This window comes from Pseudomonas sp. GWSMS-1 (genome assembly GCF_049847425.1).
Taxonomy (GTDB): Bacteria; Pseudomonadota; Gammaproteobacteria; order Pseudomonadales; family Pseudomonadaceae; genus Aquipseudomonas.
In genome coordinates this window covers 844,683-866,070 of record NZ_JBMHHV010000005.1, presented here as the reverse complement: position 1 = coordinate 866,070, position 21,388 = coordinate 844,683, and the positions used below count along the sequence as shown (strand labels likewise).

The window sequence follows — 21,388 nt, the reverse complement described above, 5'->3', positions numbered from 1 at the left end:
TTTAAGTGCCTCCGAAGCTAGCGGCCAGGGTGCCCATGATCAGCGCCCAGCCATCAATGAGGACAAACAACATGATCTTGAATGGCAGGGAAATGATCAGCGGCGACAGCATCATCATGCCCATCGCCATCAGGATACTGGCCACCACCATGTCGATGATCAGAAACGGGATAAAGATCATAAAGCCAATCTGAAAGGCGGTTTTCAGCTCCGAGGTGACGAAGGCCGGCACCAGAATGGTCAGCGGTGCATCGTCCGGCGTGGCGATATCAGTGCGTTTGGACAGGCGCACGAACAGTTCCAGATCGCTTTCACGGGTCTGCGCCAGCATAAAGTTCTTGATTGGCCCTTCCGCCTTGAGGATCGCATCCTGGGCGGTCATCTGCTCGCTGAGGTAGGGCTGCAGGGCTTCGCGGTTAATCTGATCAAACACCGGGGCCATGATAAACATGGTCAAAAACAGCGCCAGACCCACAAGAATCTGGTTCGACGGTGTTTGTTGCAGGCCCAGCGCCTGACGCAAAATCGAGAAGACGATGATGATCCGGGTAAAGCTGGTCATCAGCATGACAAACGCTGGAATAAAACTCAGCGCGGTCATGATCATCAAGATCTGCAGGCTAACCGAGTATTCCTGCTGCCCTTCGGTGTCGGTGCTCAGGGTGATCGCCGGAATCGATAACGGGCTGCTGCCCGTCTGAATCAGCGTGCTGCCAGTCGGCGGATCTGCGGCGAAGGTAAGCGAAGCCCCCAGGCTGAGAACCAACACCAGTAAGAAACGCAGCATCACGACTTGTCCTTCTGATCCTTACCCAACAACTCCATCAGGCGCTGAGCAAACTCGGTCGAGGCCGGCTCGGCATCCGGCAAATGCACGGGCTCCTGCATCACATGTAACGAGGTGATGTTGCCTGGTGTCAGCCCCAGCAACACCTGCTCGCCGCCCACCTGCACCAGCACCAAGCGATCGCGCGGGCCCAAGGCCTGAGTGGCCACTATTTTAATCACCTGCCCACCGCGCGGCACGATCCGCTGTACCCGGCGCATCAGCCAGGCCAGTAGAAAGATCAAGCCGATCACGAGTAGCAGGCCCAGCAACAGCTGCACCAACTGCCCGCCCATACCCGAACTGGCAAGCGGGCAGCGGCTTGTGCGGCGGGTTCGGCAGCCGTTGCGGCAACAGGTAGAGCCAGGCCCAGCAGGAGGGTTCTATACATGGTTAGCGCAACTTCTTGATGCGTTCGCTGGGGCTGATCACGTCAGTCAGACGAATGCCGAATTTCTCATTCACCACCACCACTTCGCCATGAGCAATCAGGGTGCCGTTGACCAACACATCCAGCGGCTCGCCGGCCAGGCGATCCAACTCAACAACCGAGCCTTGATTGAGCTGCAGCAAGTTGCGGATGGTGATGTCGGTGCTACCGACCTCCATGGAGATCGACACCGGGATATCCAGAATCACATCCAGATTCGGCCCATCCAGACTAACCGGCAGGTTGTTCTTGGGCGCGCTGCCGAACTCTTCCATGGGCGCACGCGGGACCGACGGCGCCGAATTGCTGGCGGCGAGCATGGCGTCGATATCGTCCTGCCCGGCATCGCCGGCCTCGGACAATGCAGCCGCCCACTCATCTGCCAGCGCCTGCTCTTCAGGAGAGCTGGCCTCTTCGCCGTCATCAATATTGTCGTTTTCGTCTGCCATCGTTCTTCCTCGGCTGGCGTGAATAGGGTTAACAGTTAACGCTGGCGCTCAATCGGATCGAGCACCTGCAACGCCAGGTTGCCTTTGTGGGCCCCTAGCTTGACCTTGAATGAAGGGACGCCATTAGCGCAGAGCACCATATTTTCTGGCAGCTCAACAGGGATCACATCGCCTGGCTGCATGTGCAATATGTCGCGCAATTTAAGCTGGCGCCGCGCGACGGTGGCACTCAGCGGCACGCTCACGCCGAGGATGTCTTCACGCAGGGCCTTGATCCAACGCTCATCCTGATCGTCGACATCGGACTGGAAGCCCGCATCGAGCATTTCTCGAATTGGCTCAATCATCGAATACGGCATGGTGATATGCAGATCACCACCACCACCATCCAATTCGATATGGAAGGTTGAGACCACAATCACTTCACTGGGGCTGACGATGTTGGCCAGCGCCGGGTTCACTTCCGAGTTGACGTACTCGAAGTTGATATCCATCACCGCATGCCAGGCTTCTTTCAGGTCAACAAATGCCTGATCCAGCACCATGCGCACCACACGCAATTCGGTCGGGGTGAACTCACGCCCTTCAATCTTGGCGTGACGGCCGTCGCCGCCGAAGAAGTTGTCCACCAGTTTGAACACCAGCTTGGCGTCGAGAATAAACAGGCCGGTGCCGCGTAGCGGCTTCATCTTCACCAGGTTGAGGCTGGTCGGCACATACAGCGAGTGCACGTACTCGCCAAACTTCATCACCTGCACGCCGCCCACCGCCACATCGGCAGAACGGCGCAGCAGGTTGAACATGCTGATGCGGGTATAGCGGGCGAAGCGCTCGTTGATCATCTCAAGCGTCGGCATACGCCCACGGACAATACGGTCCTGGCTGGTCAGGTCATATTGCTTGACGCTTCCCGGTTCGGCTTCATCCTCGGTTTCAACCAAGCCGTCATCCACGCCGTGTAACAGGGCATCGATTTCATCCTGGGAAAGCAGGTCTTGCACAGCCATATACCGCTCCTGGTTACTGCAATACGAGGTTGGTGAACAACACTTGCTCGATCGTGACCTTGCCGGTCTCTTTCTGCGCCAACTCCTGCACGCTGGCGGTGGCCTGCTGGCGCAGCATTTCCTTGCCCACCGGGGTAATCAGGGAGGCGAAGTCCTGCCCGGAAAACAACATAACTAAACGGTTACGCAGCACCGGCATATGCACTTTGAGGGCATCTAGTGCGGCCTGGTCGCGCGTCATCAACGCAACGCTGACCTGCATATAGCGGGCGCGGCCCTGATAGTTGAAATTCACTACAAATGCCGGCGACAGCTCTTCATAGATAGCTGCCTGTTTGACTGGCGCTGCAGGCTCATCACTGGCGGCGGCCTTGGCTTCTTCAGCGCCCGCGTCATTCTTGCTCAAAAAGAACCAGGTGCCGCCCACGGAAAGACCTACAGCCAGCAGCACGGCGAGCACGATGATGATGATCAGCTTCATTTTGCCGGCTGGTTTCGCTTCGCCATCTGCCGGCGCTTGCGCTGCTTCTTTCTTAGCCATGCCAATAATCCGTCATTATTCGGAGTTCTATCCGCTTTCAAAGGGTTGCGAGCAAGTGTTATGCCAGTCTGTCAACAGGCCTGCTCACTACGGGTGGTCCAGCACCTTAAATAGGTGCGGCCAAGGCATCGGTAAGCGCACGCCCCAAACAAAACCGCCCGACTCCCACGCAATGGGAGCCGGGCGGTACGCAGTTTAGATCAGTGGGCCGTGCAACTACAGCGCCAAGCACCTCAGAACCTAACCAAAGCCGGCGGCGCATCGCCCCGTCTGCATTAAAACAGGCTGAAGCACCACTGCGCTCGGAGCCGCTTGCTGCTAGCGCATTACCTTGCGCACGAAGGGCAAGCTAAACGAGCGCTCACCAACAGCTCGCGCACTGCGCCGTTTCGCCAGTTCCCCCCTTGCCTCGCGCCAGGCTCGCCAGCGGTTGAAAGCCCACTCAAGCGTAGTAATCAACTAGGCCACGGGCACTAACGGCACTTGGCCGCGCTGATTCCACGGTGCTCACGTGCAGTTCTTCATCCGCGCCCGATCGCTCACCCGAGGAACCACCGCGCCCCCTGCCGTCACCACCGTCTTGGCCTTGCCAACCACGGCTCAGCGACTGATCGGAAACGCTCACGTCCAGCTGGTTCATGCCTTGCTGAGCGAATAGCTCACGTAGGCGATGCATCTGCGCATCCAACGCTTCGCGTACCCCTGCATGCGGGCTGGCGAAGGTCACCTGGCTCTGTTCTTGGTTGACGCTAATGCGCACCTCCAAGCGCCCCAACTCGGCCGGATCGAGTTGAATTTCGGCAGATTTGAGATTCTGGCTGGACATCACCATCACTCGATCCACTACCGCCTCACTCCAACCGCCCTGCTGCATGGGCACCGGCTGCCCAACCATAACCGGCGCACGCGCAGAGAGTGGGCTTTGTTGGCCAATGGCCTGACTCAGCGCATTGAGTTTGCTGACAAAGTTCTCAGGCGAATTGTTCGCCGTGCCCTCCTTCAGCGCTTCCAGGCTTTTGCCGGTAAGGGCCTCAAGCTGTATGTCCGAGAGCTCGAGCGCATCGCCTTCAACTGGCGCCTCATCCTGCAGCAGCTGACTGGCCAGCATACCCTGACTCGCGCTCTGCGTTGCCTGATTAGCCTGCGCCAAAGGTGTAGCGGCTTGTTCCGCCAACGTTTTTTCCTTCGCCCCCATCTCCAATGCCATACGCACTGCTGGCAGTTGGTTGAGCGCATCCAACTCAGCGTCAAAGCTGGCCTCGGTCATGCTCGCAGGCCCCGAGCTGGTCAACCCGCTGGTTACCAGCAAGGGCGCAGGCGCAATGTCGGGCGCAAGCCCTTGCTGCGGCAGTTCACCGGTTATACCGAGCAACAACAGCGGATCAAGCGCATCCGCCTCGCTTGCCGGGTCACTCGGCAAAGGCTTGCCGCTATCGGCAAGCTCGCCCGGCACAGTGGCAGCAACAACCGGCGGCTCATCGTCTTGCTGTTCTTTCGGTTTACTCTCACGCGCAGGCTTTGCGGCAGCATCGTTACGCTCGACCGCCTTGGCCTGACGCTCCTTGGCGTACACCTGGGAAAAGCTGGATGCCTCGTTTTTATTGGCCTGCGCGGGGTTTTCCGGCGGCTTTGCTGCAGCAGCCTTAGGCTTTACGGCAGGTGCCGATTTAAGCAGCAGATCGGGGGCAACGGACATGGATACTCTCCGCTCGGGGTTGGTCGTGCAGAGGTAATTGCAAGGGGCGGGCCAACTTGTTGACGTAGCAATAAACAAGGCAGGTATGCAGCAGGCGCCTGCTCAGCAGCAAAACTAATGCCGATAACGCTGGCGCTCGGACTTCAGCAAGATGCGCACAATGGCAAACTCACGCTCAACCTGCTCAACCAGCTCAGGGGCTTGCGCCAATTGCTCGCGCCGCGCGGCCTCTTCCAGTTGCCTGCAAAGCCCTGCGAGCATCAGCGCCCCCATATTGCTGCAACTGCCTTTAAAACTGTGGGCGGCCAGTCGCAGGCTCTGTGCATCCGTCGCCTGCTCAGCCTGGCGCAGCGACAGTAGGCGCTCTTCGGAGTCGATCAGAAAGGTATCCAGCAGCACTGGATATTCATCTTCCATAACGTCCTGCAATGCCAGCAACACGGTGCTATCAAGATGAATATCGGACAACGTCTCACTCCCTGGGCGTTATTGCGTCGATTATGCCCTAGGCTGCCAAGAAAACTCCACGCGCACCCCGGACTCGCCGCCACCCCAACTGCAACGCTCACTCAACCGCCTGACCAGCGCCAACCCGCGCCCGCTTAGGCGATGGCTATCGCTCGGTTGCGCTGACACCTGCGGCGCATTGAAGCCCGAGCCACTGTCCTCGACGCGGACAATCAAACGCCCGCCAGCACCTTCGGGGATTAACTGCAGATGAAAACGCACAAAACCGTCCACCAGCGCGGCCAGCCGCATGCTGCGCTGGTGGTAATATTCGGCAAACCCTTCGGCATTCGCCTTGAGCGCAGAATCCAGGCCCAACACACCATGCTCCAAGGCGTTCGAATACAGCTCGGCCAGCACGCTGAACAGGGCACCGCCTTGGGGACGCAGCCCTTGCACCTCCAGCAGCAGCTGCAAGAGAAACGGCAAAGGATTGAAATGCCGCAGGGTTTCACCGCGAAACTCGAAATTCGCCGACCAGTCCAGTGAGTGACTCTGGCCATTGTCCGCAAAAGCCAGTGGCGGCCGGTTCAGCGTGGCCTGATCGACCAGGCTAACCTCAACAAGGCTGACATCATCCTGTTGCTCACCACTGAAATGCGTCAGCGCCTGTTGGATTTCAGCAAACAGCTGCGCCTGCTGCCGGTTGGCACGAAACACCTCAAGCAAACGTTCCTCACCGAACAGCTCACCCTGCTTATTGCACGCCTCCAGCACACCATCGGAAAGCAGGAAAACCCGATCACCCAGCGCCAGCGGGTAGACCTCGTACTTGTCATTGAACGCGCCAGGCTCCAGCACGCCCAGCGGCAAATGCCGCGACACCAACGGTATCCGCTCGCCATTACCGCGCAGCAGATAACCATCCGGCAAGCCACCGCCCCACACCTCGACCACCTGGCGCTGGAAGCTGATGTTCAGAATGCTCGCACAGCAAAACACGCCCACGGGCAGAATGTGTTTGAGCTTGGCGTTGATTTCACGCAGCACTTCGGCCAGGGAATAACCCTTGGCTGTCATGCCATAAAACACCTCGGCCAACGGCATCGCGCCTATCGCCGCCGGCAAGCCGTGCCCAGTGAAGTCACCGAGCAGCACGTGCATGCCACCGGACGGCTTGAACGCGGCGAGTAGCAGATCCCCGTTAAACACCGCATAAGGCGATTGCAGGTAGCGGATATTCGGCGCATCCAGGCAACCGGAATGGGTCACCTTATCGAAGACTGCCTTGGCCACCCGTTGCTCGTTGAGCAGATGCTCGTTGTGCATGGCAATCAGATCGCGCTGCTGCAAGACGGTGTCCTGCAAACGCCGCAGGCGGTCCATCGCGTTGATCTTGGCCTCAAGAATGACCCGATTGTAGGGCTTGGCCAGAAAGTCATCACCGCCGGCCTCCAGGCAACGCACCAAGGCTTCGCCTTCGGTCAGGGAGGTCAGAAAAATGATCGGCACCAGTTCTTCACCAGCAGCCTGCTTGATTCGCCGTGCGGCGTCGAAGCCATCCATCACCGGCATCAGGGCGTCCATCAGCACCAGCTGTGGACGCTCCTGCTCGAACAATGCCACCGCCTCAAGGCCATTACTGGCCGTCAGCACCCGGTGCCCCTGGCGGCTGACGATGGTCGACAGCAGCATGCGGTCGGCAGCGTTGTCCTCGGCGATCAGAATGGACAGGCGCTCTGGCATGGCATGCGCCCCGATCAGGTGATTTTGAACAGCTGCTCGAAGTTCGAGATCGCGAGGATTTTGCGCACATCCGGGTTGCAGTTGCGCAAGCTGATCTGCGCACCGTCACCGCCGGCGTGATCACGCAGCAACAGCAACATGCCCAGCGCTGAGCTGTCCAGGTAAGTGGTGCCCTTAAGATCTACAACATAGCGCTGCGGCGTAGTGCTGACGCGCTCATAGGCATTGCGAAATTCCTGATGCGCAGCGAAATCGAAGCGGCCCTGAATCACAATGGTCAGCTCTTGCCCATCGGATGAGGGCTGCGAGGTGATTGCCATGAATTACTCCTTTAACAAATAGACTCGGGCGCATGTTCGAGTATGCCAAGCGGCACGTTATGCACAGTCAAGATGTAGCATCGCAAAGCCTGTGCGGCAACTGTTTAGGCGGTATTGAGTGGTTATTGAGGGCGTTATATCAACGCTTAATACTGCGAATCACGGGCCACTAAGCGCTGCGAGAGTTCATCAAGCAATTTCTGTTCGCGCTTGTCTTCAGCCTGGCGCGCCTCATCCTGATAACGCTTCACCAGTTTGCGCAGCCCCTCCATGCGGGCGTAGCGTTGTTGCCAGATGTCGCGCACCTTGTCCATATTGGCGCGGTGCCAATCGACACTGTTGCGCTGCTGGCCGATAGCACCTTCCAACTGAGTGAGAAAGCGCTGGTAGTTCATCAGCCACTGCCCAGAAACACCGCGCTGGCCTTCACTGATCCATTGCTGCTGATAATCACCGCGGTAGCGCTCCAAGTCCCCCAGCTGCACTTCAGCCTGACGCAATAAGCCCTGACAATGGCCCAGCTGCAACGCGGCCTCGCGCTCGGCACGCTCGGCCATGACCACCACAGGAGCCAACCGCGCCGCGCGGCTTTGCGCCATGGCTTAGTTGCCCGCCGCGCCAGGGTTGAAGGTGGCAGCGAGCATCGCACTGCTGTTTTCCAGGCTTTCATTGTCGTGCAGGCCCTGCCGCAAGTATCTGACCATGGCCGGCTGACGGGCGATGGCCAGGTCGGTATCCGCGTCGCCCCCCGACACATAAGCGCCCACGCTGATCAGGTCGCGGCTCTGCTGATAACGCGACCACAACTGCTTAAAGCGCTGTGACAGGCGCAGATGCTCGGCACTGACCACCTGCGGCATCACTCGGCTGATCGAGGCTTCAATATCGATGGCGGGGTAGTGCCCTTCCTCGGCCAAGCGTCGCGACAGCACGATATGCCCATCGAGCACCCCACGGGCGGCATCGGCAATCGGGTCTTGCTGATCATCCCCTTCACTGAGCACGGTGTAGAAGGCGGTAATCGAGCCGCCGCCCTCCTCGGCATTACCGGCACGTTCCACCAGTTTGGGCAGGCGAGCAAATACCGACGGCGGATAGCCCTTGGTCGCTGGCGGCTCGCCAATGGCCAGGGCGATTTCGCGCTGCGCTTGAGCAAAACGGGTCAGCGAATCCATCAGCAGCAGTACGTTCTTGCCTTTGTCGCGGAAGTATTCAGCTATTCGCGTGCAATACATGGCGGCACGCAGACGCATCAGCGGCGCGTCATCGGCCGGCGAAGCCACCACCACGGAGCGTTTAAGGCCCTCGTGACCGAGAATTTCATCGATAAATTCTTTTACTTCTCGGCCCCGCTCACCGATCAGCCCGACCACGATAATGTCGGCTTCGGTAAAGCGCGTCATCATGCCCAGCAGCACCGACTTACCCACACCGGTACCGGCAAACAGGCCAAGACGTTGGCCGCGACCGACAGTCAGCAAGCCATTGATCGAGCGGATACCAACATCCAGCGGTTCACTGATCGGATTACGCTTGAGCGGATTGATCGTCGGGCCATCCATCGGCACCCAGTCTTCGGCCTTCATCCCGCCTTTGCCGTCGAGGGCGCGGCCGGTGCCATCGAGTACCCGACCGAGCATCGACATGCCCATGGGCAGTCGGCCGGTATCCGGCAGCGGCACCACGCGCGCACCGGGGGCTATACCGGCCAGACTGCCGACCGGCATCAGGAAGATTTTGCCATTGGAAAAACCCATCACCTCGGCTTCGACCTGCACCGGGTGATAGCTGTCATCGTTGATCACCAGGCAACGGCTGCCGAGTGCGGCACGCAGGCCTTCGGCTTCCAGGGTCAAACCGACCATGCGCAGCAAGCGGCCTTCAACCTGCGGCTGGGTCGGCAGCGCTACGACATCGCTGTAACCGGCCAGGCGCTTGGCAAAGCTGATCCGTTCAAGGCGCATCCGCAATCATCTCGGGGGCATCCAGGTCAGTCTGCAGGTCGGCTTCCAGCGGGTGCATGGCTTGCTCGCGCTGCTGTTCAAACAACTGCTTAATGGCCTGATTCAGTCGGGTTTCCACCGTGGCATCGATGCGGCTGAGTTCGCTTTCCACCCGACAACCGCCGGGCAGCAAAGCGGCATCTTCGAGAATTCGCCAACTCTCTTCATGGCGCTCGCGCAGGGCTTTAACCATCTCGAAATCTTGCGGATTAAGGTGAATGCGGATATTGCCCGCGCCCATCGGCAGCAGCTTCAACGCCTCGCTGAGCACCTGACGAATCTGGCTGGAATCACTGACCAACTCACGCTGAATCACCTGGCGCACGATCTGCTCAAGCAGCTTGATCAGCCCTTCTTCGAGCTGCTGATCCTGCCCGGCGATCGGCTCGAACAAGTGAGTCATCAGCTGCTCCAGCCCAGCTATTTTTGCCGCCAAGGCCACATCGGCGTCCTGTTTGGCTTTTAGCTGGCCGGCATGGAAGCCGTCTTTTTCGCCAGTGGCAAACCCCTCGTTGTAGGCGTCCTGACGGATTGCCTCCAACTCATCCAACGTCAAAGGCTTGACGTCTTCCAGAGCTACTTCTTCGCTGTCGGCTTGCGCGGGTTCACTCGTTTCAGCGGCCGGCTCGACCACCTGTTCTTCTGCGCTGGGTTCAGGCGTCGGTGCGTGCGGGTCAAAGCTGGGCAACGCCCAGACGTTAACGCCTCTTAGATCCTTGGCGCGAATCAGCTCACTCGCCGGTTCTTTACTGGACATTGCTTAGACCATTTCCTCGCCGCCTTTGCCGCCCAAGACAATTTCCCCGGCTTCGGCCATACGTCTGGCGATGGTAAGGATTTCCTTCTGCGCCGTTTCCACATCGCTGACGCGTACCGGGCCTTTGGCTTCCAGATCGTCGCGCAGCAGTTCGGCAGCACGTTTGGACATGTTTTTGAAGACCTTTTCCTTGATGGCCTCATCGGCGCCCTTGAGCGCCAACACCAGCACATCGGAGGAAACTTCACGCATCAACGCCTGGATGCCACGGTCATCGACATCGGCCAGGTTGTCGAAGACGAACATCAGGTCTTCAATCTGGCTGGACAGGTCCTCGTCAACTTCACGGATCGAATCCATCAGCTGACCCTCAACCGAGCTGTCGAGGAAGTTCATGATGTCGGCGGCACGCTTAACCCCGCCCAGTGCAGCGCGGGTGCTATTGGAGCTGCCGGAGAACTGTTTCTCAAGGATAAGATTGAGCTCTTTCAGCGCGGCTGGCTGCACGGTGTTCAGTGAAGACACCCGCAGTACGATGTCCAGGCGCACCTTGTGGTCGAAGTGGCCGAGCACTTCACCGGCCTGGTCGGGATCAAGGTAGGCCACAACAATGGCCTGAATCTGCGGGTGCTCGTAGCGGATCACATCCGCCACGGCGCGCGGCTCCATCCATTTAAGGCTGTCCAAACCACTGGTACTACCGCCGAGGAGGATGCGGTCAATCAGATTGCCGGCTTTGTCTTCGCCCAGGGCCTGCGTGAGCATCTTACGGATGTAGCCGTCGGCACCAACGCCCAGACTGGTCTGGTCGCCGACGATGTCAACGAACTCGCCCATCACCTGCTCGACCTGCTCACGCTGAATGTTGCGCATACCGGCCATGGCCACGCCTACGCGCTGCACTTCCTTCGGCCCCAGATGACGCAGCACTTGGGCGGCATCCGTTTCACCGAGCGACAGCAGCAGGATCGCGGCCTTATCGACCTTGTTCAACTTGGCGACGGTTCGATTATCACTCATCGGCGTTAATCCACTCTTTCACAACCTGGGCAACGCGGCCCGGATCTTCTGCGACCAGGCTCTTGATGGCGTTTAGCTGTGCATCATACCCCTCACTCGGGCTTGGCAGGAGGATGCTTTGCGGCCCGCCCAGGCTGACCCGGTCCTCGGCCAAGTCACCACCCAGCCCACCCATTTCACCGAGCTCGACGTCGCCACCCCGGCCATCGCCTTGGCCTCGGCCGGCGCCGGTGATGTTGTTCAGCACAGGGCGCAGCACACCAAATACCAACACCAGGATAAACAGGACGCCAAGTACTTGTTTGACCACATCCCAGAACCACGGCTGGGTGTAAAACGGAATTTCGATCAGCTCTTCACCCAGCTCGGTGGAGAACGGCGTATTGATCACGCTAACGCTGTCGCCACGACTGGCGTCGAAACCCACTGAGTCCTGCACCAGACGGGTAAAACGCGCCAGGTCGTCACTGCTCCACGGCACCCGAGTGACCTCACCGGTGGCGGCATCCAGCTTCGCTTGATCGTCGACCACCACCGCCACCGACAAGCGGCGTAGACGCCCCTGCTGTTGTTTGGTGTAGCTGATTGAACGGTCCAGCTCGAAGTTACGCGTCGATTGCTCACGCTTATCTGCCGGGTAAGGCGCGAGCATGGCCAGGCCGGTGGCCGGGTCGATGATCTGCGCGCCATTGGCATCCAGCAACGGCTGCCCAGGCGCAATCGCCCCTGCCACAGCCGCCGCCCCGGCACCTGCTTGCTGAGGCGCAGCGGCGGGACCTGGCGGCTGATTACTCAGGGCGCCGGGCACGCCTTGCGGTGGCAGGCTGCTGGTACGCTGCTCATTGACCTGCTGCTCACTGCGCAGCGCCGGCTGGTCGGGGTTAAACATTTCCGAGGTGGACTCCACCGCACTGAAGTCCACATCTGCCGATACTTCGGCCTTGTAACGACCGGAACCCAGTACCGGCTGCAAAATATTGTGCACGCGCTGGGTGAACAGGCTTTCCATACGGCGGCTGTAATCGAACTGTTTGCCGGCCATGGTCAGCTCGGACATTTCCTGAATATCCGAGAGCAGGTTGCCCTTCTGATCGACCACAGTGACTTGGGCCTTATTCATTTCCGGCACGCTGCTGGCAACCAGGTTGACGATGGCCATCACCTGGCTCGGCTCCAGACCTCGCCCCGAATACAACTCAACCAGCACTGAGGCACTGGGCTTGCGTTCATCGCGCACGAACACCGAGCTTTTAGGGATAGCCAAATGCACGCGGGCGGCTTTGATGTTGTTCAGGCTGGCGACCGTGCGGGCCAGCTCGCCTTCCAGGCCACGGCGGTAGCGGGTGGCTTCCATAAACTGGCTGGTGCCCAGGCCTTGCTCCTGGTCGAGAATTTCAAAGCCGACGCTGTTGTCTTTCGGCGCGACGCCAGCAGCAGCCAGACGCATGCGCGCCCGGGCGAGATCATCGGCCTTGACCAACAACGCTCCGGAATTGGGCTCCACGGTGTACTTGATATCGGCAGCGGACAGCGTCTCCATCACCTGCGAAGCATCCATACCATCAAGGCTGCCATACAGCGGACGGTAATCCGGCTGTTGCGACCACAGCACCACGGCAAAGCCGATGGCCACACTGGCGGCGAGACCGACCAACAAACCGATCTGCCGCAGCATCGACATATCGGAAAGGTTTTCCAGAAAGGTCAGGCCGAACAATGGTTTTTTCGGCTCACCACCACCGGTGGTGGCAGGTACGTTTGCAGCGACAGCTTCAGCCATGATTCAGCCCTACCCTTAAACCGGCATCTGCATAATGTCTTGATAAGCCTGAACCAGCTTGTTACGCACCTGGGTCATGGCTTGGAAGGAAACGCTGGCTTTCTGCGAGGCAATCATCACGTCAGTTAAATCCACACCACTGGTGCCCATTTCAAAGGCTGTCGACAGCTTGCTAGAGGCCTGCTGGGTTTCGTTAACCTTGCCCACGGCCTGGCCGAGCATATCGGAAAAGCTCGGCGCGCCTGGCTCAGGTGTGCTGGCGACAGGCTTTTGACGCACCATGGCGTCAGCCTGCATGGAACGCATTTCCAGCATCAAACGATTGAATTCAACACCCTGACTCATCACTTCCTCCACTGGCCGCAGTTTTTTGACGCTTTGCGGCGTTTGCAGAGGTATTGCAACAAGGGTGCCAGGTTACCGACCTGGCGCTCAGCGCTTAGTGACGCGCTTGCGAGCGAATATACAGCGCCTCAACCTTTTCCCGCGCCCAAGGCGTCTTGCGCAAAAAAGTCAGGCTGGACTTGATGCTCGGATCGCTCTTAAAGCAGCGAATATCGATGCGTTGCGCCAAGCCATCCCAACCATACTGGGCAACCAGAGCAGTGAGGATGGCTTCAAGCGTCACGCCATGCAGCGGATTGTTCGGTGATTGAGTCATGCAGAACCTGTACGGACAGCCTGGTTGAAAATATGCGCCACCTTAGCCAAGCGCGCGCCTGGCCGAAAGTGCAAAGACCGATGCCGGGCCTTTTATCTCGCTATAAAAAATGGTCTAGCCGTTTTTTGACGTCGCCACGCGACGGCATAAGGGCGATACCTAAGTATGACGAACAAAAAAAACCGGCCCAACAGCAAAGTGTGGGCCGGCAAAAAACGATCAATTCACATGCACATCAGCGCAAAACACGCTGACTGGGCAACTGAGCGATCCGTCAGTTGCCCACTACTGGGGGCCATCAGGCCGACTGGTATTCTTTCTCGGCTTCGTCGAAGCGCTTGATCATGGCTGCCGATGGGCCGTTGCCGATTTTGCTGAACACGACGATGGCCAGCGTGGCGAAGATAAAGCCGGGGATGATTTCGTACAGGCCCAGATGGCCGAGAAGGTTCTTCCACAGGATCACGGTTAGGGCACCCACCAGCATGCCGGCCAACGCGCCGTTGCGAGTCATCTGCTTCCATACCAGCGACAGGATCACCACCGGACCGAAGGCCGCACCGAAGCCTGCCCAGGCATAGGACACCAGGCCCAGCACACGGTTTTCTGGATTAGCCGCCAACATGATGGCGACGATAGCGATCAGCAACACCATGCCGCGCCCCACCCACACCAGCTCGACCTGCGACGCATCTTTACGCAGGAAAGCCTTGTAGAAGTCTTCAGTCAGGGCACTGGAGCACACCAGCAGCTGGCAGCTCAGGGTGCTCATCACGGCAGCGAGGATGGCAGACAACAGAATGCCGGCAATCCATGGGTTGAACAGCAGCTTGGCCAGCTCAATAAAGACGCGCTCAGGGTTCTCGCCAACCGGACCGGCCAGGTCTGGGTTGGCGGAGAAGTAGGCGATACCGAAGAAGCCCACCGCTACAGCACCGGACAGCGTCAGGACCATCCACGTCATGGAAATGCGACGGGCCGCTGGAATCGACTTAACCGAATCTGCCGCCATAAAGCGCGCCAGGATGTGCGGTTGGCCGAAATAGCCCAAGCCCCAAGCCAGCAGCGAAATCACGCCAACAAAGGTCGCGCCCTTGAGCATGTCGAAGTTAGTGGCGTCTTGCAGCTCGATGGCGGCGAAGGTGGCGTCCGCGCCACCCGTGGCAATCATCACCACAACCGGAGTGAGGATCAGCGCAAAGATCATCAGCGTGGCCTGCACGGTGTCAGTCCAGCTGACTGCGAGGAAACCACCGATAAAGGTGTACGCAATGGTCGCCGCAGCGCCCGCCCACAAGGCTGTCTCATAGGACATGCCGAAGGTGCTTTCAAACAGGCGAGCACCGGCCACCACACCCGAGGCGCAGTAGATGGTGAAGAACACCAGAATGATCAGCGCCGAGAAAATACGCAGCACACGACTGCCATCCTCAAAGCGATGCGTGAAGTAATCGGGCAGCGTCAGCGCGTTGCCATTGTGCTCGGTCTGCACCCGCAGACGGCCGGCAACAAACAACCAATTCAAGTAGGCACCGGCGATTAGGCCGATGGCGATCCAGCCTTCAGACAGGCCCGAGAGGTACACGGCACCCGGCAAGCCCATCAGCAGCCAGCCGCTCATATCCGACGCACCGGCCGACAAACCGGTAACGAAACTGCCCAGGCTGCGACCGCCGAGGATGTAATCGGAAAGATTTTTAGTGCGCATATAGGCGACCAGGCCGATTAGCACCATGAGCGCGATATACGCCACAAAGGTGACGAGCATCGGAGTACTTGCAGTCATTAGGGGATCCCCTCTTGATTGTTGTTATTGGGTAACAGGGAGTAGCCCCATTACCAACGTGGCATTTCATACCTGCGGTGCAGGTGAAGCCGGTTCACGCAGTCGGAGTTCTAGACCCCATTACAAAAAGGGCGCATGTCGTAAAACAGTCGCCCGTAAAACGCCTTTAACGGCTTGCCAGGGCCTCGTACCCAAAGACCCAGCACGCACTCAAACTACGAATAAATACTGCGCACTGCTGACAACTTAACACCCAAGGCATGCGGCGTTTGCGCACGATCAGCCGCAGACGCGACCCGGCGAATTATACCGCCACGCCCTGCCTTTTATTGGCCCCGACCTGTATTAGGTCTAGCCCAATTGCAGCGGCTTGCAGGAACGTCCTGTGGCGCAAACCTACGCACGGCGTAAGCCGGGAACGGAATTTAGTGGCAGAGGCATGAACGCTTCTTACAAAAAGCTCTGGAGTTTTTACAAAAAACTCCATGCCAGGAACTTCCGGCAAACACCTGTTTAAAGCACCGAGCATTGATGGCGGCGCCATTTACCGCACTAGCCTACCCGCATAGTGCCGATCTAGACTGCCTGAATAAACATGGAGGTGTGTATTGCAGAGCGAAACATCCGACTATTCCGTCTACCGGCGCTTGGTCTCGCAACTGCTGCAGGGTGAGGAGCAATTGCCCAGCCTGCCGACCCTCACGATGGACATTCGCCGCGCCTTGGGCGACCCCAACATTTCGCTCAACGCCTTGACCCGCTTAATCAGCCGAGACCCTGCCCTTAGCGCCTTGCTGATAAAGCATGCGTCCAGCGCTCTGCACCGTACCAAAACGGCACCGAAAACCCTGCTTGAAGTCATCAGCCGGCTCGGCATGGCCGAAGTCGACCGAATCACCATGGCGCATAGCATCAAAAGCCTGTTTACCCTGCACAGCGCCAAGCATAAACAGCTGTTTATCGAGGCCTGGGAGCGCGTGGTGATCAAGGCCAGCACCTGCACCCTGCTGGCTCGCCTGCTTGGCCATGTATCGGCAGAACACGCCCTGCTGGCAAGCCTGCTCGGTGAAGTCGGAACCCTCGTCGTGCTTTCGGCGTTCCGCAGCGACAGCGTGCCCCTCTCCAGCGCGCTGTATTACAAGCTGTGCCGCGAATACAGCAAATCGCTGGGGATTATCGTGCTGAAGAAATGGTCAGTGGATAACGACTATATCGAGATCATCCGCAACACCGGCAACTGGCAGCACAGCCCGGGAGGCAAGCTGCAATTGTTGGACATGGTCAACCTGGCGCTCTACCACTCGCTCAAGGAGCACGAGCCAACGAGCGATTTGCCGCCACTGCAAGAGCTGGCGGCCTATCAGAAGCTGATGCCAGCGCAGAATTCCATCGATGAAAACGGTGAACTGAGCCTGCTGAGCAGTCACCGCGCCGAGATCCTGGCAATCGCCCAGACCTTACGCTGAGTCTCTTTGCGGCCTCACACGCTGGAGCCATGCAGAGCACACGCTGGTAACAGCGTCAGGCGGGTTTGAATGCCGCAAGGCCAATGCGCAACAGTCCAAAAACAGACCTTAGCGATCGATTACTTGCGCCCGCATGGGTGCAAGCCGCGCCAGCAGGCGATTCTGCGCGGGCATGGGGACGCCCTGGGCACTCATGGCCTCTTGCAGGTTTTCCACCAGGGCATTGAAGTCACTCGGCGTGAGGTGTTGGCCCTTGTGGCTTTCTTCCATGCTGTCGCCGCTGTATGTGCAAGGGCCGCCAGCCTCGACGCAAATCTGCTCCACCAACTTGTCGCGCAGACGCACGATGTCGATATTCTCAAAGTGCCTAACGATCCGCGGGTCACCGGCAATATTCAGCAGCATGCCCTCGACGATGCGGGTAATCCCGCCCTGCTCGCCCAAATCACGGTAAAGGCTGTCGTCTTTGGGCGGCTGTTGGGCACAGGCCGCCAGGGTCAGCACAACGGTCAGCAGCAGGCTGCGCATGCTTAGAAACTCCCCTGCACGGACAGGTAAACGCCGTCCTGATTATCCAGCGTGGCGATTTCACCGAGGCGCGCATAGGCCAGCACCACGGCCAGGTTTTTGTTGGGAAAATAACCGAGAAACAGGTCGGCCCAGTCACTCTCCCCGGCAAAGCTTAGGTTGTCTGGCTTCTCGCGGTACTCGACGCCCAGCGCCCAGTGCGGATTGAACAGCACTGCAACCGAGCCTTCCTTGAGTACCGAGTGGCGATCACGCCTATCACCGCCAAAGCCCAGCAGACCCAACTCATTGGCCCGGCTGTAACGAACACCGCCGTTGAGCAGCAGGTTGTAGCCAAAGGCGCCGCCAAGGATCAGCCGGCTGGCGGTGATATAGCCTTCGGTGTCTTCGCTACGATGCGCGCCAATCAGCCAGGGAATCAGAAAATCCTTCTGGCGTTTGTGCTGAACGCCCAGCGACACCTGCGGCAGCTGGTCATAGATCAGGTCGCCAAACAGGCGCACCTTGAGGCCGAAGATATCCTGGCTCAGGCTGTTTTCCGGCAGATTGAGGTTGCGCGCCAAGGTGCCCAGGTCAAAGCGCTGACGGGCGAAGGACAGCTCAATACGGTTATCGAATGCCACCCCAATACCGGCCACATCCAGACGGTAGTCGCCGGTTTCCACCCGCGTGGCAAAGACATCCGCGCCCCACTCGCCGCGCTCGCCATACCCGGACAACACCGCCCAGGGCGTGATGCCACCACCGGCCGCGCCTTCCAAACTGCTGGCGCCACCGGTCGCCAGCAAGCGGCCATCGGCCCAGCTCAGGTTGGCCAACAGGCCCAGCAACAGAAGCACACCGTGAAACGGCTTTAGCATGATCAATGCACCACGTCCGAGGCGGCGGGCGTGTGTTGCGCCATCCAGGTTTCAAAGGCTTGCGCCGCCAGCGGCCGGCTGATCAGGTAGCCCTGGGCGGTATCGCAATTCCAGCGTGCCAGCAGTTGCAGGCTGCGCTCAAACTCAACCCCCTCAGCCACCACCTTGAGGCCCAGGCTGTGGCTCATTTCGATGGTTGAACGCACGATCACCGAATCTTCACTGTCATCGTCCAGGTCGCGAATAAACGATTGATCAATCTTCAGCTCCTGCACTGGCATACGTTTGAGCTGAGCGAGGGACGAGTAGCCCGTACCAAAGTCATCCACCGACAAACTGATGCCGCACTCGCGCAAGCCATGCAGCACCTGCAGGGCGAGTTCCGGATTGAGCATCACCCCACTTTCGGTAATCTCAAAAATCAGCTGTTCGGCCGGCACTTGGTATTTGGATAAGAGTTGGCTGACCCGCGCCGGTAACTGCGGGTCAATCAGGTCTTCGGTGGAGATATTCAATGACACCTGCACATAGAGGCCGCGCCCGCCCCACTCACGTAACTGGCGCATGACATCTTCAAGCACCCAGGTGGTCAACAACTGGATGCTGCCGGTGCGCTCGGCCAGCGGAATAAATTCCCCAGGCGAAACCATGCCCAGCTCGGGGTGCTGCCAACGCAGCAAGGCCTCTGCCTGCCGCACCCGACCGCTGGCAATGTCCAATTTTGGTTGATAGTGCAGCAGCAGCTCGGCCTTGCTCGGCGCGTGGCGTAAATCGCGAATCAGACGAATCTGCCGCTGCTGGGCATCATCGCGACCGCGCTGGTAGACCTGCAGATGGCTGGCCATACCAGCCGCATCTTGCATGGCGATGGCCGCCCGGCGCAGCAGCTCTTCCGGGGCATTGCCATCCACCGGGTAACTGGCAATACCAATGCGACAGTCCAGCGCCACATCATGGGTGGCGACGCGCAAAGGCTCGAGCAGCAGTTGCTGCAGCGTGTCGGCAATGGCCACGGCACTGTCGCTGTCGGCGTTTTCCAACAGCAGGAGAAATTCGTCACCGATGATCCGCGCCACACTATCGCCGGGGCGCAAAATCCCCTGCAGACGCAGGCTGAGCTGCTGCAGCGCTAAGTCGCCGCCCTCCGGCCCGAGGCTTTCATTGACCGCGCGAAAGTTCGCCACCCCTAAATACAGCAACGCCATGGGCCGCCCCGCCGTGATGGCACTGCCTAGGCGCTCCAGCGCCAGTGTGCGGTTGGGCAGACCGGTGAGCGCATCATGCAAGGCATTGTGCGCCAACTGCCGTTCACGCTCGGCAATGCCTTGCTGCATGGCCTTGAAGGCCATGGCCAAACGGCCTAATTCGTCAGCACGCTGCAGGTCCAGATCGGCCTGATAATCCCCCTGCCGCACCCGCTCGGCGACGGCAGCCAGTTGCTGCACGGGTTGCGACACCGAGCGCGCCAGCAACAGGGCGCCGCCCAGGGACGCGGTCAGTGCCACCAGGGCGATCAACAGAATATTTTGATCAAGCGACGCGAACGCCAGCTGCGCCTGACTCAAGGATTTGTGCAGTAAGGCACGCACCTCAAACCCGTCACCACTGGCCAGTACCAGTGCTTGGTTAAGGTAGCGTTCGTTGCCGATCACGCTCATCGCATCATTCGCCAGGTGGGTCATTCCCTCCTGTCCCTGCTCGCGCTGCGCCGCCGGCAAGGTACTGATCCAGATATCGGCAACCCCCTTCTGGGTCGCTAGCAGGGTCAAGTCCAAGTGGGTCAGCTCGCGCAGCTCGGCAGCAAAAGCATCATCCACCTGAAAGCCCATCATCACTCGGGCAATCGGCAACGGTGCGGTAACGGCGGCCTGCACCAGCAGGTAAATTTTGTCGGCAATCGGCATCAGGAAAATCTGCACGCCCTCGCGCTGGCGCTGCATCACCTGGGCACTCAGGCGCTGCGCTGTGGCGCCGCTGATCTGCCGGTCGCTGCTGACTTCCAGGCTGCCGTCCAGAGACAGCATCATCACGACACTGGCATTGATCCGCGCACCGTGGTTGGCCAGCGCCGAGCGAATGGTCTCAGTGTCGCCACTGGCCACGGCTTCTTTAAAGCCGAAATCGGCGGCCAACACCTGAACCGCATCGTGCAACTGGCGGCCACGCACTTCGAGCAACTGCTGAAACACCAGACTGCCGACATCCAGCTGCTCACGTGCCTGGCTGCGCACTGCTGCATTGGTGGCGGTTTGTACGGCCGCATAGAGCGCCCCGACCACAATAAGCAGCAGCAGGACCAATACACCGGCAATTCGCGCCTGGAAGCTATTGCGCAGCATCGCGAGCCTTCTTAAATGCATCGCCAAAGGCGCTGGCCGGTGCACGCGGGGCGACTTGGGCGGCTGGGGCCTGAATGGCCAAGGTAAAGCGCCGCTGGTTATCGGCCTCGCTCAACTGCACCTCACCCGCCGCCTGCGGCAACATCTGCGGAGCTTGTGGGTGCCACAGGCTGGCCGAGTAAGTACCCGCCGGCAGCTGGTCAATACGCAAGCGCCCCTGCTCATCGCTGACAGCAAACCAGGGATCGTCGGTGACATAGACATAGCCCAACATCCAGTCGTGGATATTGCAGCCAAGCACAACCACGCCGGGCTTATCGAAGATCACCGGTTCACTGGGTGTGCCTTGATAAAGGCGCAGCTCGAAGCGCTTGGCCAGGGAGAAGGAATAGACGTGATGGCGAATATTGTCGCTGTTAGGAAACGTCACCGAAGTGCCGCTGCGCACCGCCAACACATTCGGTGCGAACTGCTGCGAGCGTTGATCCATGATTGCGCTAGCCGGTGCAGTTGGTGCACCCGCAGAGCTGCGCAAGCTGAGTACGGCATTCGCGAGGGGCTGGCCTTGGCTGTCCAGCAGTTCGGCCTGCAAGCTGGCGGCATGCAGCGGCGCGCTCAGCAGCAAGATACTCAGCAGCGAGTGCGCGAACAATAAATGCAGGTATTGGCTCATCAAGACGACTCGTACGCGAGGGGCACACTTGATTAGGAACAGCATCCATGCCT

General features: G+C 59.3%; 21 protein-coding genes and 1 pseudogene. 1 reads left to right on the top strand and 21 read right to left on the bottom strand.

Annotation, left to right across the window (positions count from 1 at the left end):
- Position 1: 1 nt before the first annotated feature.
- The 17 genes and pseudogenes from fliP to putP form a co-directional block, all read right to left on the bottom strand.
- A complete protein-coding gene (gene fliP, locus ACEPAJ_RS07500; RefSeq protein WP_425914356.1) occupies positions 2 to 787 on the bottom strand; it encodes a flagellar type III secretion system pore protein FliP in 786 nt (261 codons plus the stop codon).
- Positions 787 to 1,217: pseudogene (gene fliO, locus ACEPAJ_RS07495) on the bottom strand (flagellar biosynthetic protein FliO). The gene fliP and the pseudogene fliO overlap by 1 nt, the downstream one beginning before the upstream one ends.
- Before the next feature lie 2 nt (positions 1,218 to 1,219).
- Complete coding sequence (gene fliN / locus ACEPAJ_RS07490) at positions 1,220 to 1,705, bottom strand: flagellar motor switch protein FliN (protein ID WP_425914355.1); 486 nt, start codon at positions 1,703 to 1,705, stop codon at positions 1,220 to 1,222.
- A gap of 35 nt (positions 1,706 to 1,740) precedes the next feature.
- Positions 1,741 to 2,712, bottom strand: coding sequence for a flagellar motor switch protein FliM (gene fliM / locus ACEPAJ_RS07485; protein ID WP_425914354.1), 972 nt, complete (start codon positions 2,710 to 2,712; stop codon positions 1,741 to 1,743).
- A 13-nt stretch (positions 2,713 to 2,725) separates the two neighbouring features.
- Positions 2,726 to 3,253: a flagellar basal body-associated protein FliL gene (gene fliL / locus ACEPAJ_RS07480; protein WP_425914353.1), complete on the bottom strand. Its 528-nt coding sequence runs from the start codon at positions 3,251 to 3,253 to the stop codon at positions 2,726 to 2,728.
- Between the two features lie 442 nt (positions 3,254 to 3,695).
- Positions 3,696 to 4,949, bottom strand: coding sequence for a flagellar hook-length control protein FliK (locus ACEPAJ_RS07475; protein ID WP_425914352.1), 1,254 nt, complete (start codon positions 4,947 to 4,949; stop codon positions 3,696 to 3,698).
- A 114-nt stretch (positions 4,950 to 5,063) separates the two neighbouring features.
- Positions 5,064 to 5,417 (bottom strand): Hpt domain-containing protein, encoded by a 354-nt coding sequence (locus ACEPAJ_RS07470; protein ID WP_425914351.1) that lies wholly within the window; start codon positions 5,415 to 5,417, stop codon positions 5,064 to 5,066.
- 30 nt (positions 5,418 to 5,447) lie between these two features.
- A complete protein-coding gene (locus ACEPAJ_RS07465) occupies positions 5,448 to 7,142 on the bottom strand; it encodes a SpoIIE family protein phosphatase (protein ID WP_425914350.1) in 1,695 nt (564 codons plus the stop codon).
- A 14-nt stretch (positions 7,143 to 7,156) separates the two neighbouring features.
- On the bottom strand, positions 7,157 to 7,462 hold the full coding sequence (locus ACEPAJ_RS07460; protein WP_425914349.1) for an STAS domain-containing protein: 306 nt from the start codon (positions 7,460 to 7,462) through the stop codon (positions 7,157 to 7,159).
- A 146-nt stretch (positions 7,463 to 7,608) separates the two neighbouring features.
- Positions 7,609 to 8,061 carry a flagellar export protein FliJ gene (gene fliJ / locus ACEPAJ_RS07455; RefSeq protein WP_425914348.1) on the bottom strand — a complete coding sequence of 151 codons (453 nt, stop codon included), beginning with the start codon at positions 8,059 to 8,061 and terminating at the stop codon, positions 7,609 to 7,611.
- Positions 8,062 to 8,064: 3 nt separating this feature from the next.
- On the bottom strand, positions 8,065 to 9,426 hold the full coding sequence (gene fliI / locus ACEPAJ_RS07450) for a flagellar protein export ATPase FliI (RefSeq protein WP_425914347.1): 1,362 nt from the start codon (positions 9,424 to 9,426) through the stop codon (positions 8,065 to 8,067).
- Positions 9,416 to 10,222, bottom strand: a complete 807-nt coding sequence (fliH, locus tag ACEPAJ_RS07445) for a flagellar assembly protein FliH (protein WP_425914346.1) — start codon at positions 10,220 to 10,222, stop codon at positions 9,416 to 9,418. Before fliH ends, fliI begins: the two co-directional genes overlap by 11 nt.
- A 3-nt stretch (positions 10,223 to 10,225) precedes the next feature.
- The gene (fliG, locus tag ACEPAJ_RS07440; protein ID WP_274087844.1) at positions 10,226 to 11,242 is read right to left on the bottom strand and encodes a flagellar motor switch protein FliG; all 1,017 of its coding nucleotides are present in this window, start codon (positions 11,240 to 11,242) and stop codon (positions 10,226 to 10,228) included.
- Positions 11,235 to 13,022, bottom strand: coding sequence for a flagellar basal-body MS-ring/collar protein FliF (gene fliF / locus ACEPAJ_RS07435; RefSeq protein WP_425914345.1), 1,788 nt, complete (start codon positions 13,020 to 13,022; stop codon positions 11,235 to 11,237). Before fliF ends, fliG begins: the two co-directional genes overlap by 8 nt.
- A 15-nt stretch (positions 13,023 to 13,037) precedes the next feature.
- Positions 13,038 to 13,367, bottom strand: a complete 330-nt coding sequence (gene fliE, locus ACEPAJ_RS07430) for a flagellar hook-basal body complex protein FliE (protein ID WP_425914344.1) — start codon at positions 13,365 to 13,367, stop codon at positions 13,038 to 13,040.
- A 94-nt stretch (positions 13,368 to 13,461) separates the two neighbouring features.
- Positions 13,462 to 13,683 (bottom strand): VF530 family DNA-binding protein, encoded by a 222-nt coding sequence (locus ACEPAJ_RS07425; protein ID WP_425914343.1) that lies wholly within the window; start codon positions 13,681 to 13,683, stop codon positions 13,462 to 13,464.
- Between the two features lie 298 nt (positions 13,684 to 13,981).
- Positions 13,982 to 15,469: a sodium/proline symporter PutP gene (gene putP / locus ACEPAJ_RS07420; protein ID WP_425914342.1), complete on the bottom strand. Its 1,488-nt coding sequence runs from the start codon at positions 15,467 to 15,469 to the stop codon at positions 13,982 to 13,984.
- 608 nt (positions 15,470 to 16,077) lie between these two features.
- Between putP and ACEPAJ_RS07415 the strand changes: the two genes are divergently transcribed.
- Positions 16,078 to 16,935, top strand: coding sequence for an HDOD domain-containing protein (locus ACEPAJ_RS07415; protein ID WP_425914341.1), 858 nt, complete (start codon positions 16,078 to 16,080; stop codon positions 16,933 to 16,935).
- Between the two features lie 108 nt (positions 16,936 to 17,043).
- On the opposite strand, the gene ACEPAJ_RS07410 is transcribed toward ACEPAJ_RS07415, so the two are convergent.
- The 4 genes from ACEPAJ_RS07410 to ACEPAJ_RS07395 are packed head-to-tail and all read right to left on the bottom strand — an operon-like array spanning position 17,044 to position 21,335.
- Positions 17,044 to 17,463, bottom strand: coding sequence for a group I truncated hemoglobin (locus ACEPAJ_RS07410; RefSeq protein ID WP_425914340.1), 420 nt, complete (start codon positions 17,461 to 17,463; stop codon positions 17,044 to 17,046).
- A gap of 2 nt (positions 17,464 to 17,465) precedes the next feature.
- The gene (locus tag ACEPAJ_RS07405) at positions 17,466 to 18,323 is read right to left on the bottom strand and encodes a DUF3034 family protein (protein ID WP_425914339.1); all 858 of its coding nucleotides are present in this window, start codon (positions 18,321 to 18,323) and stop codon (positions 17,466 to 17,468) included.
- 2 nt (positions 18,324 to 18,325) lie between these two features.
- Positions 18,326 to 20,662, bottom strand: a complete 2,337-nt coding sequence (locus ACEPAJ_RS07400; RefSeq protein ID WP_425914338.1) for a putative bifunctional diguanylate cyclase/phosphodiesterase — start codon at positions 20,660 to 20,662, stop codon at positions 18,326 to 18,328.
- Positions 20,649 to 21,335 (bottom strand): methylamine utilization protein, encoded by a 687-nt coding sequence (locus tag ACEPAJ_RS07395; protein ID WP_425914337.1) that lies wholly within the window; start codon positions 21,333 to 21,335, stop codon positions 20,649 to 20,651. The genes ACEPAJ_RS07400 and ACEPAJ_RS07395 overlap by 14 nt, the downstream gene beginning before the upstream one ends.
- Positions 21,336 to 21,388 lie beyond the last annotated feature (53 nt).

Excerpts from the sequence above, each read along its gene's own strand:
- fliP (WP_425914356.1), bottom strand. The coding sequence starts at position 787 with ATGCTGCGTTTCTTACTGGTGTTGGTTCTCAGCCTGGGGGCTTCGCTT.
- fliN (WP_425914355.1), bottom strand. The coding sequence starts at position 1,705 with ATGGCAGACGAAAACGACAATATTGATGACGGCGAAGAGGCCAGCTCT.
- fliM (WP_425914354.1), bottom strand. The coding sequence starts at position 2,712 with ATGGCTGTGCAAGACCTGCTTTCCCAGGATGAAATCGATGCCCTGTTA.
- fliL (WP_425914353.1), bottom strand. The coding sequence starts at position 3,253 with ATGGCTAAGAAAGAAGCAGCGCAAGCGCCGGCAGATGGCGAAGCGAAA.
- ACEPAJ_RS07475 (WP_425914352.1), bottom strand. The coding sequence starts at position 4,949 with ATGTCCGTTGCCCCCGATCTGCTGCTTAAATCGGCACCTGCCGTAAAG.
- ACEPAJ_RS07465 (WP_425914350.1), bottom strand. The coding sequence starts at position 7,142 with ATGCCAGAGCGCCTGTCCATTCTGATCGCCGAGGACAACGCTGCCGAC.
- ACEPAJ_RS07460 (WP_425914349.1), bottom strand. The coding sequence starts at position 7,462 with ATGGCAATCACCTCGCAGCCCTCATCCGATGGGCAAGAGCTGACCATT.
- fliJ (WP_425914348.1), bottom strand. The coding sequence starts at position 8,061 with ATGGCGCAAAGCCGCGCGGCGCGGTTGGCTCCTGTGGTGGTCATGGCC.
- fliI (WP_425914347.1), bottom strand. The coding sequence starts at position 9,426 with ATGCGCCTTGAACGGATCAGCTTTGCCAAGCGCCTGGCCGGTTACAGC.
- fliH (WP_425914346.1), bottom strand. The coding sequence starts at position 10,222 with ATGTCCAGTAAAGAACCGGCGAGTGAGCTGATTCGCGCCAAGGATCTA.
- fliG (WP_274087844.1), bottom strand. The coding sequence starts at position 11,242 with ATGAGTGATAATCGAACCGTCGCCAAGTTGAACAAGGTCGATAAGGCC.
- fliF (WP_425914345.1), bottom strand. The coding sequence starts at position 13,022 with ATGGCTGAAGCTGTCGCTGCAAACGTACCTGCCACCACCGGTGGTGGT.
- fliE (WP_425914344.1), bottom strand. The coding sequence starts at position 13,367 with ATGAGTCAGGGTGTTGAATTCAATCGTTTGATGCTGGAAATGCGTTCC.
- ACEPAJ_RS07425 (WP_425914343.1), bottom strand. The coding sequence starts at position 13,683 with ATGACTCAATCACCGAACAATCCGCTGCATGGCGTGACGCTTGAAGCC.
- putP (WP_425914342.1), bottom strand. The coding sequence starts at position 15,469 with ATGACTGCAAGTACTCCGATGCTCGTCACCTTTGTGGCGTATATCGCG.
- ACEPAJ_RS07410 (WP_425914340.1), bottom strand. The coding sequence starts at position 17,463 with ATGCGCAGCCTGCTGCTGACCGTTGTGCTGACCCTGGCGGCCTGTGCC.
- ACEPAJ_RS07405 (WP_425914339.1), bottom strand. The coding sequence starts at position 18,323 with ATGCTAAAGCCGTTTCACGGTGTGCTTCTGTTGCTGGGCCTGTTGGCC.
- ACEPAJ_RS07400 (WP_425914338.1), bottom strand. The coding sequence starts at position 20,662 with ATGCTGCGCAATAGCTTCCAGGCGCGAATTGCCGGTGTATTGGTCCTG.
- ACEPAJ_RS07395 (WP_425914337.1), bottom strand. The coding sequence starts at position 21,335 with ATGAGCCAATACCTGCATTTATTGTTCGCGCACTCGCTGCTGAGTATC.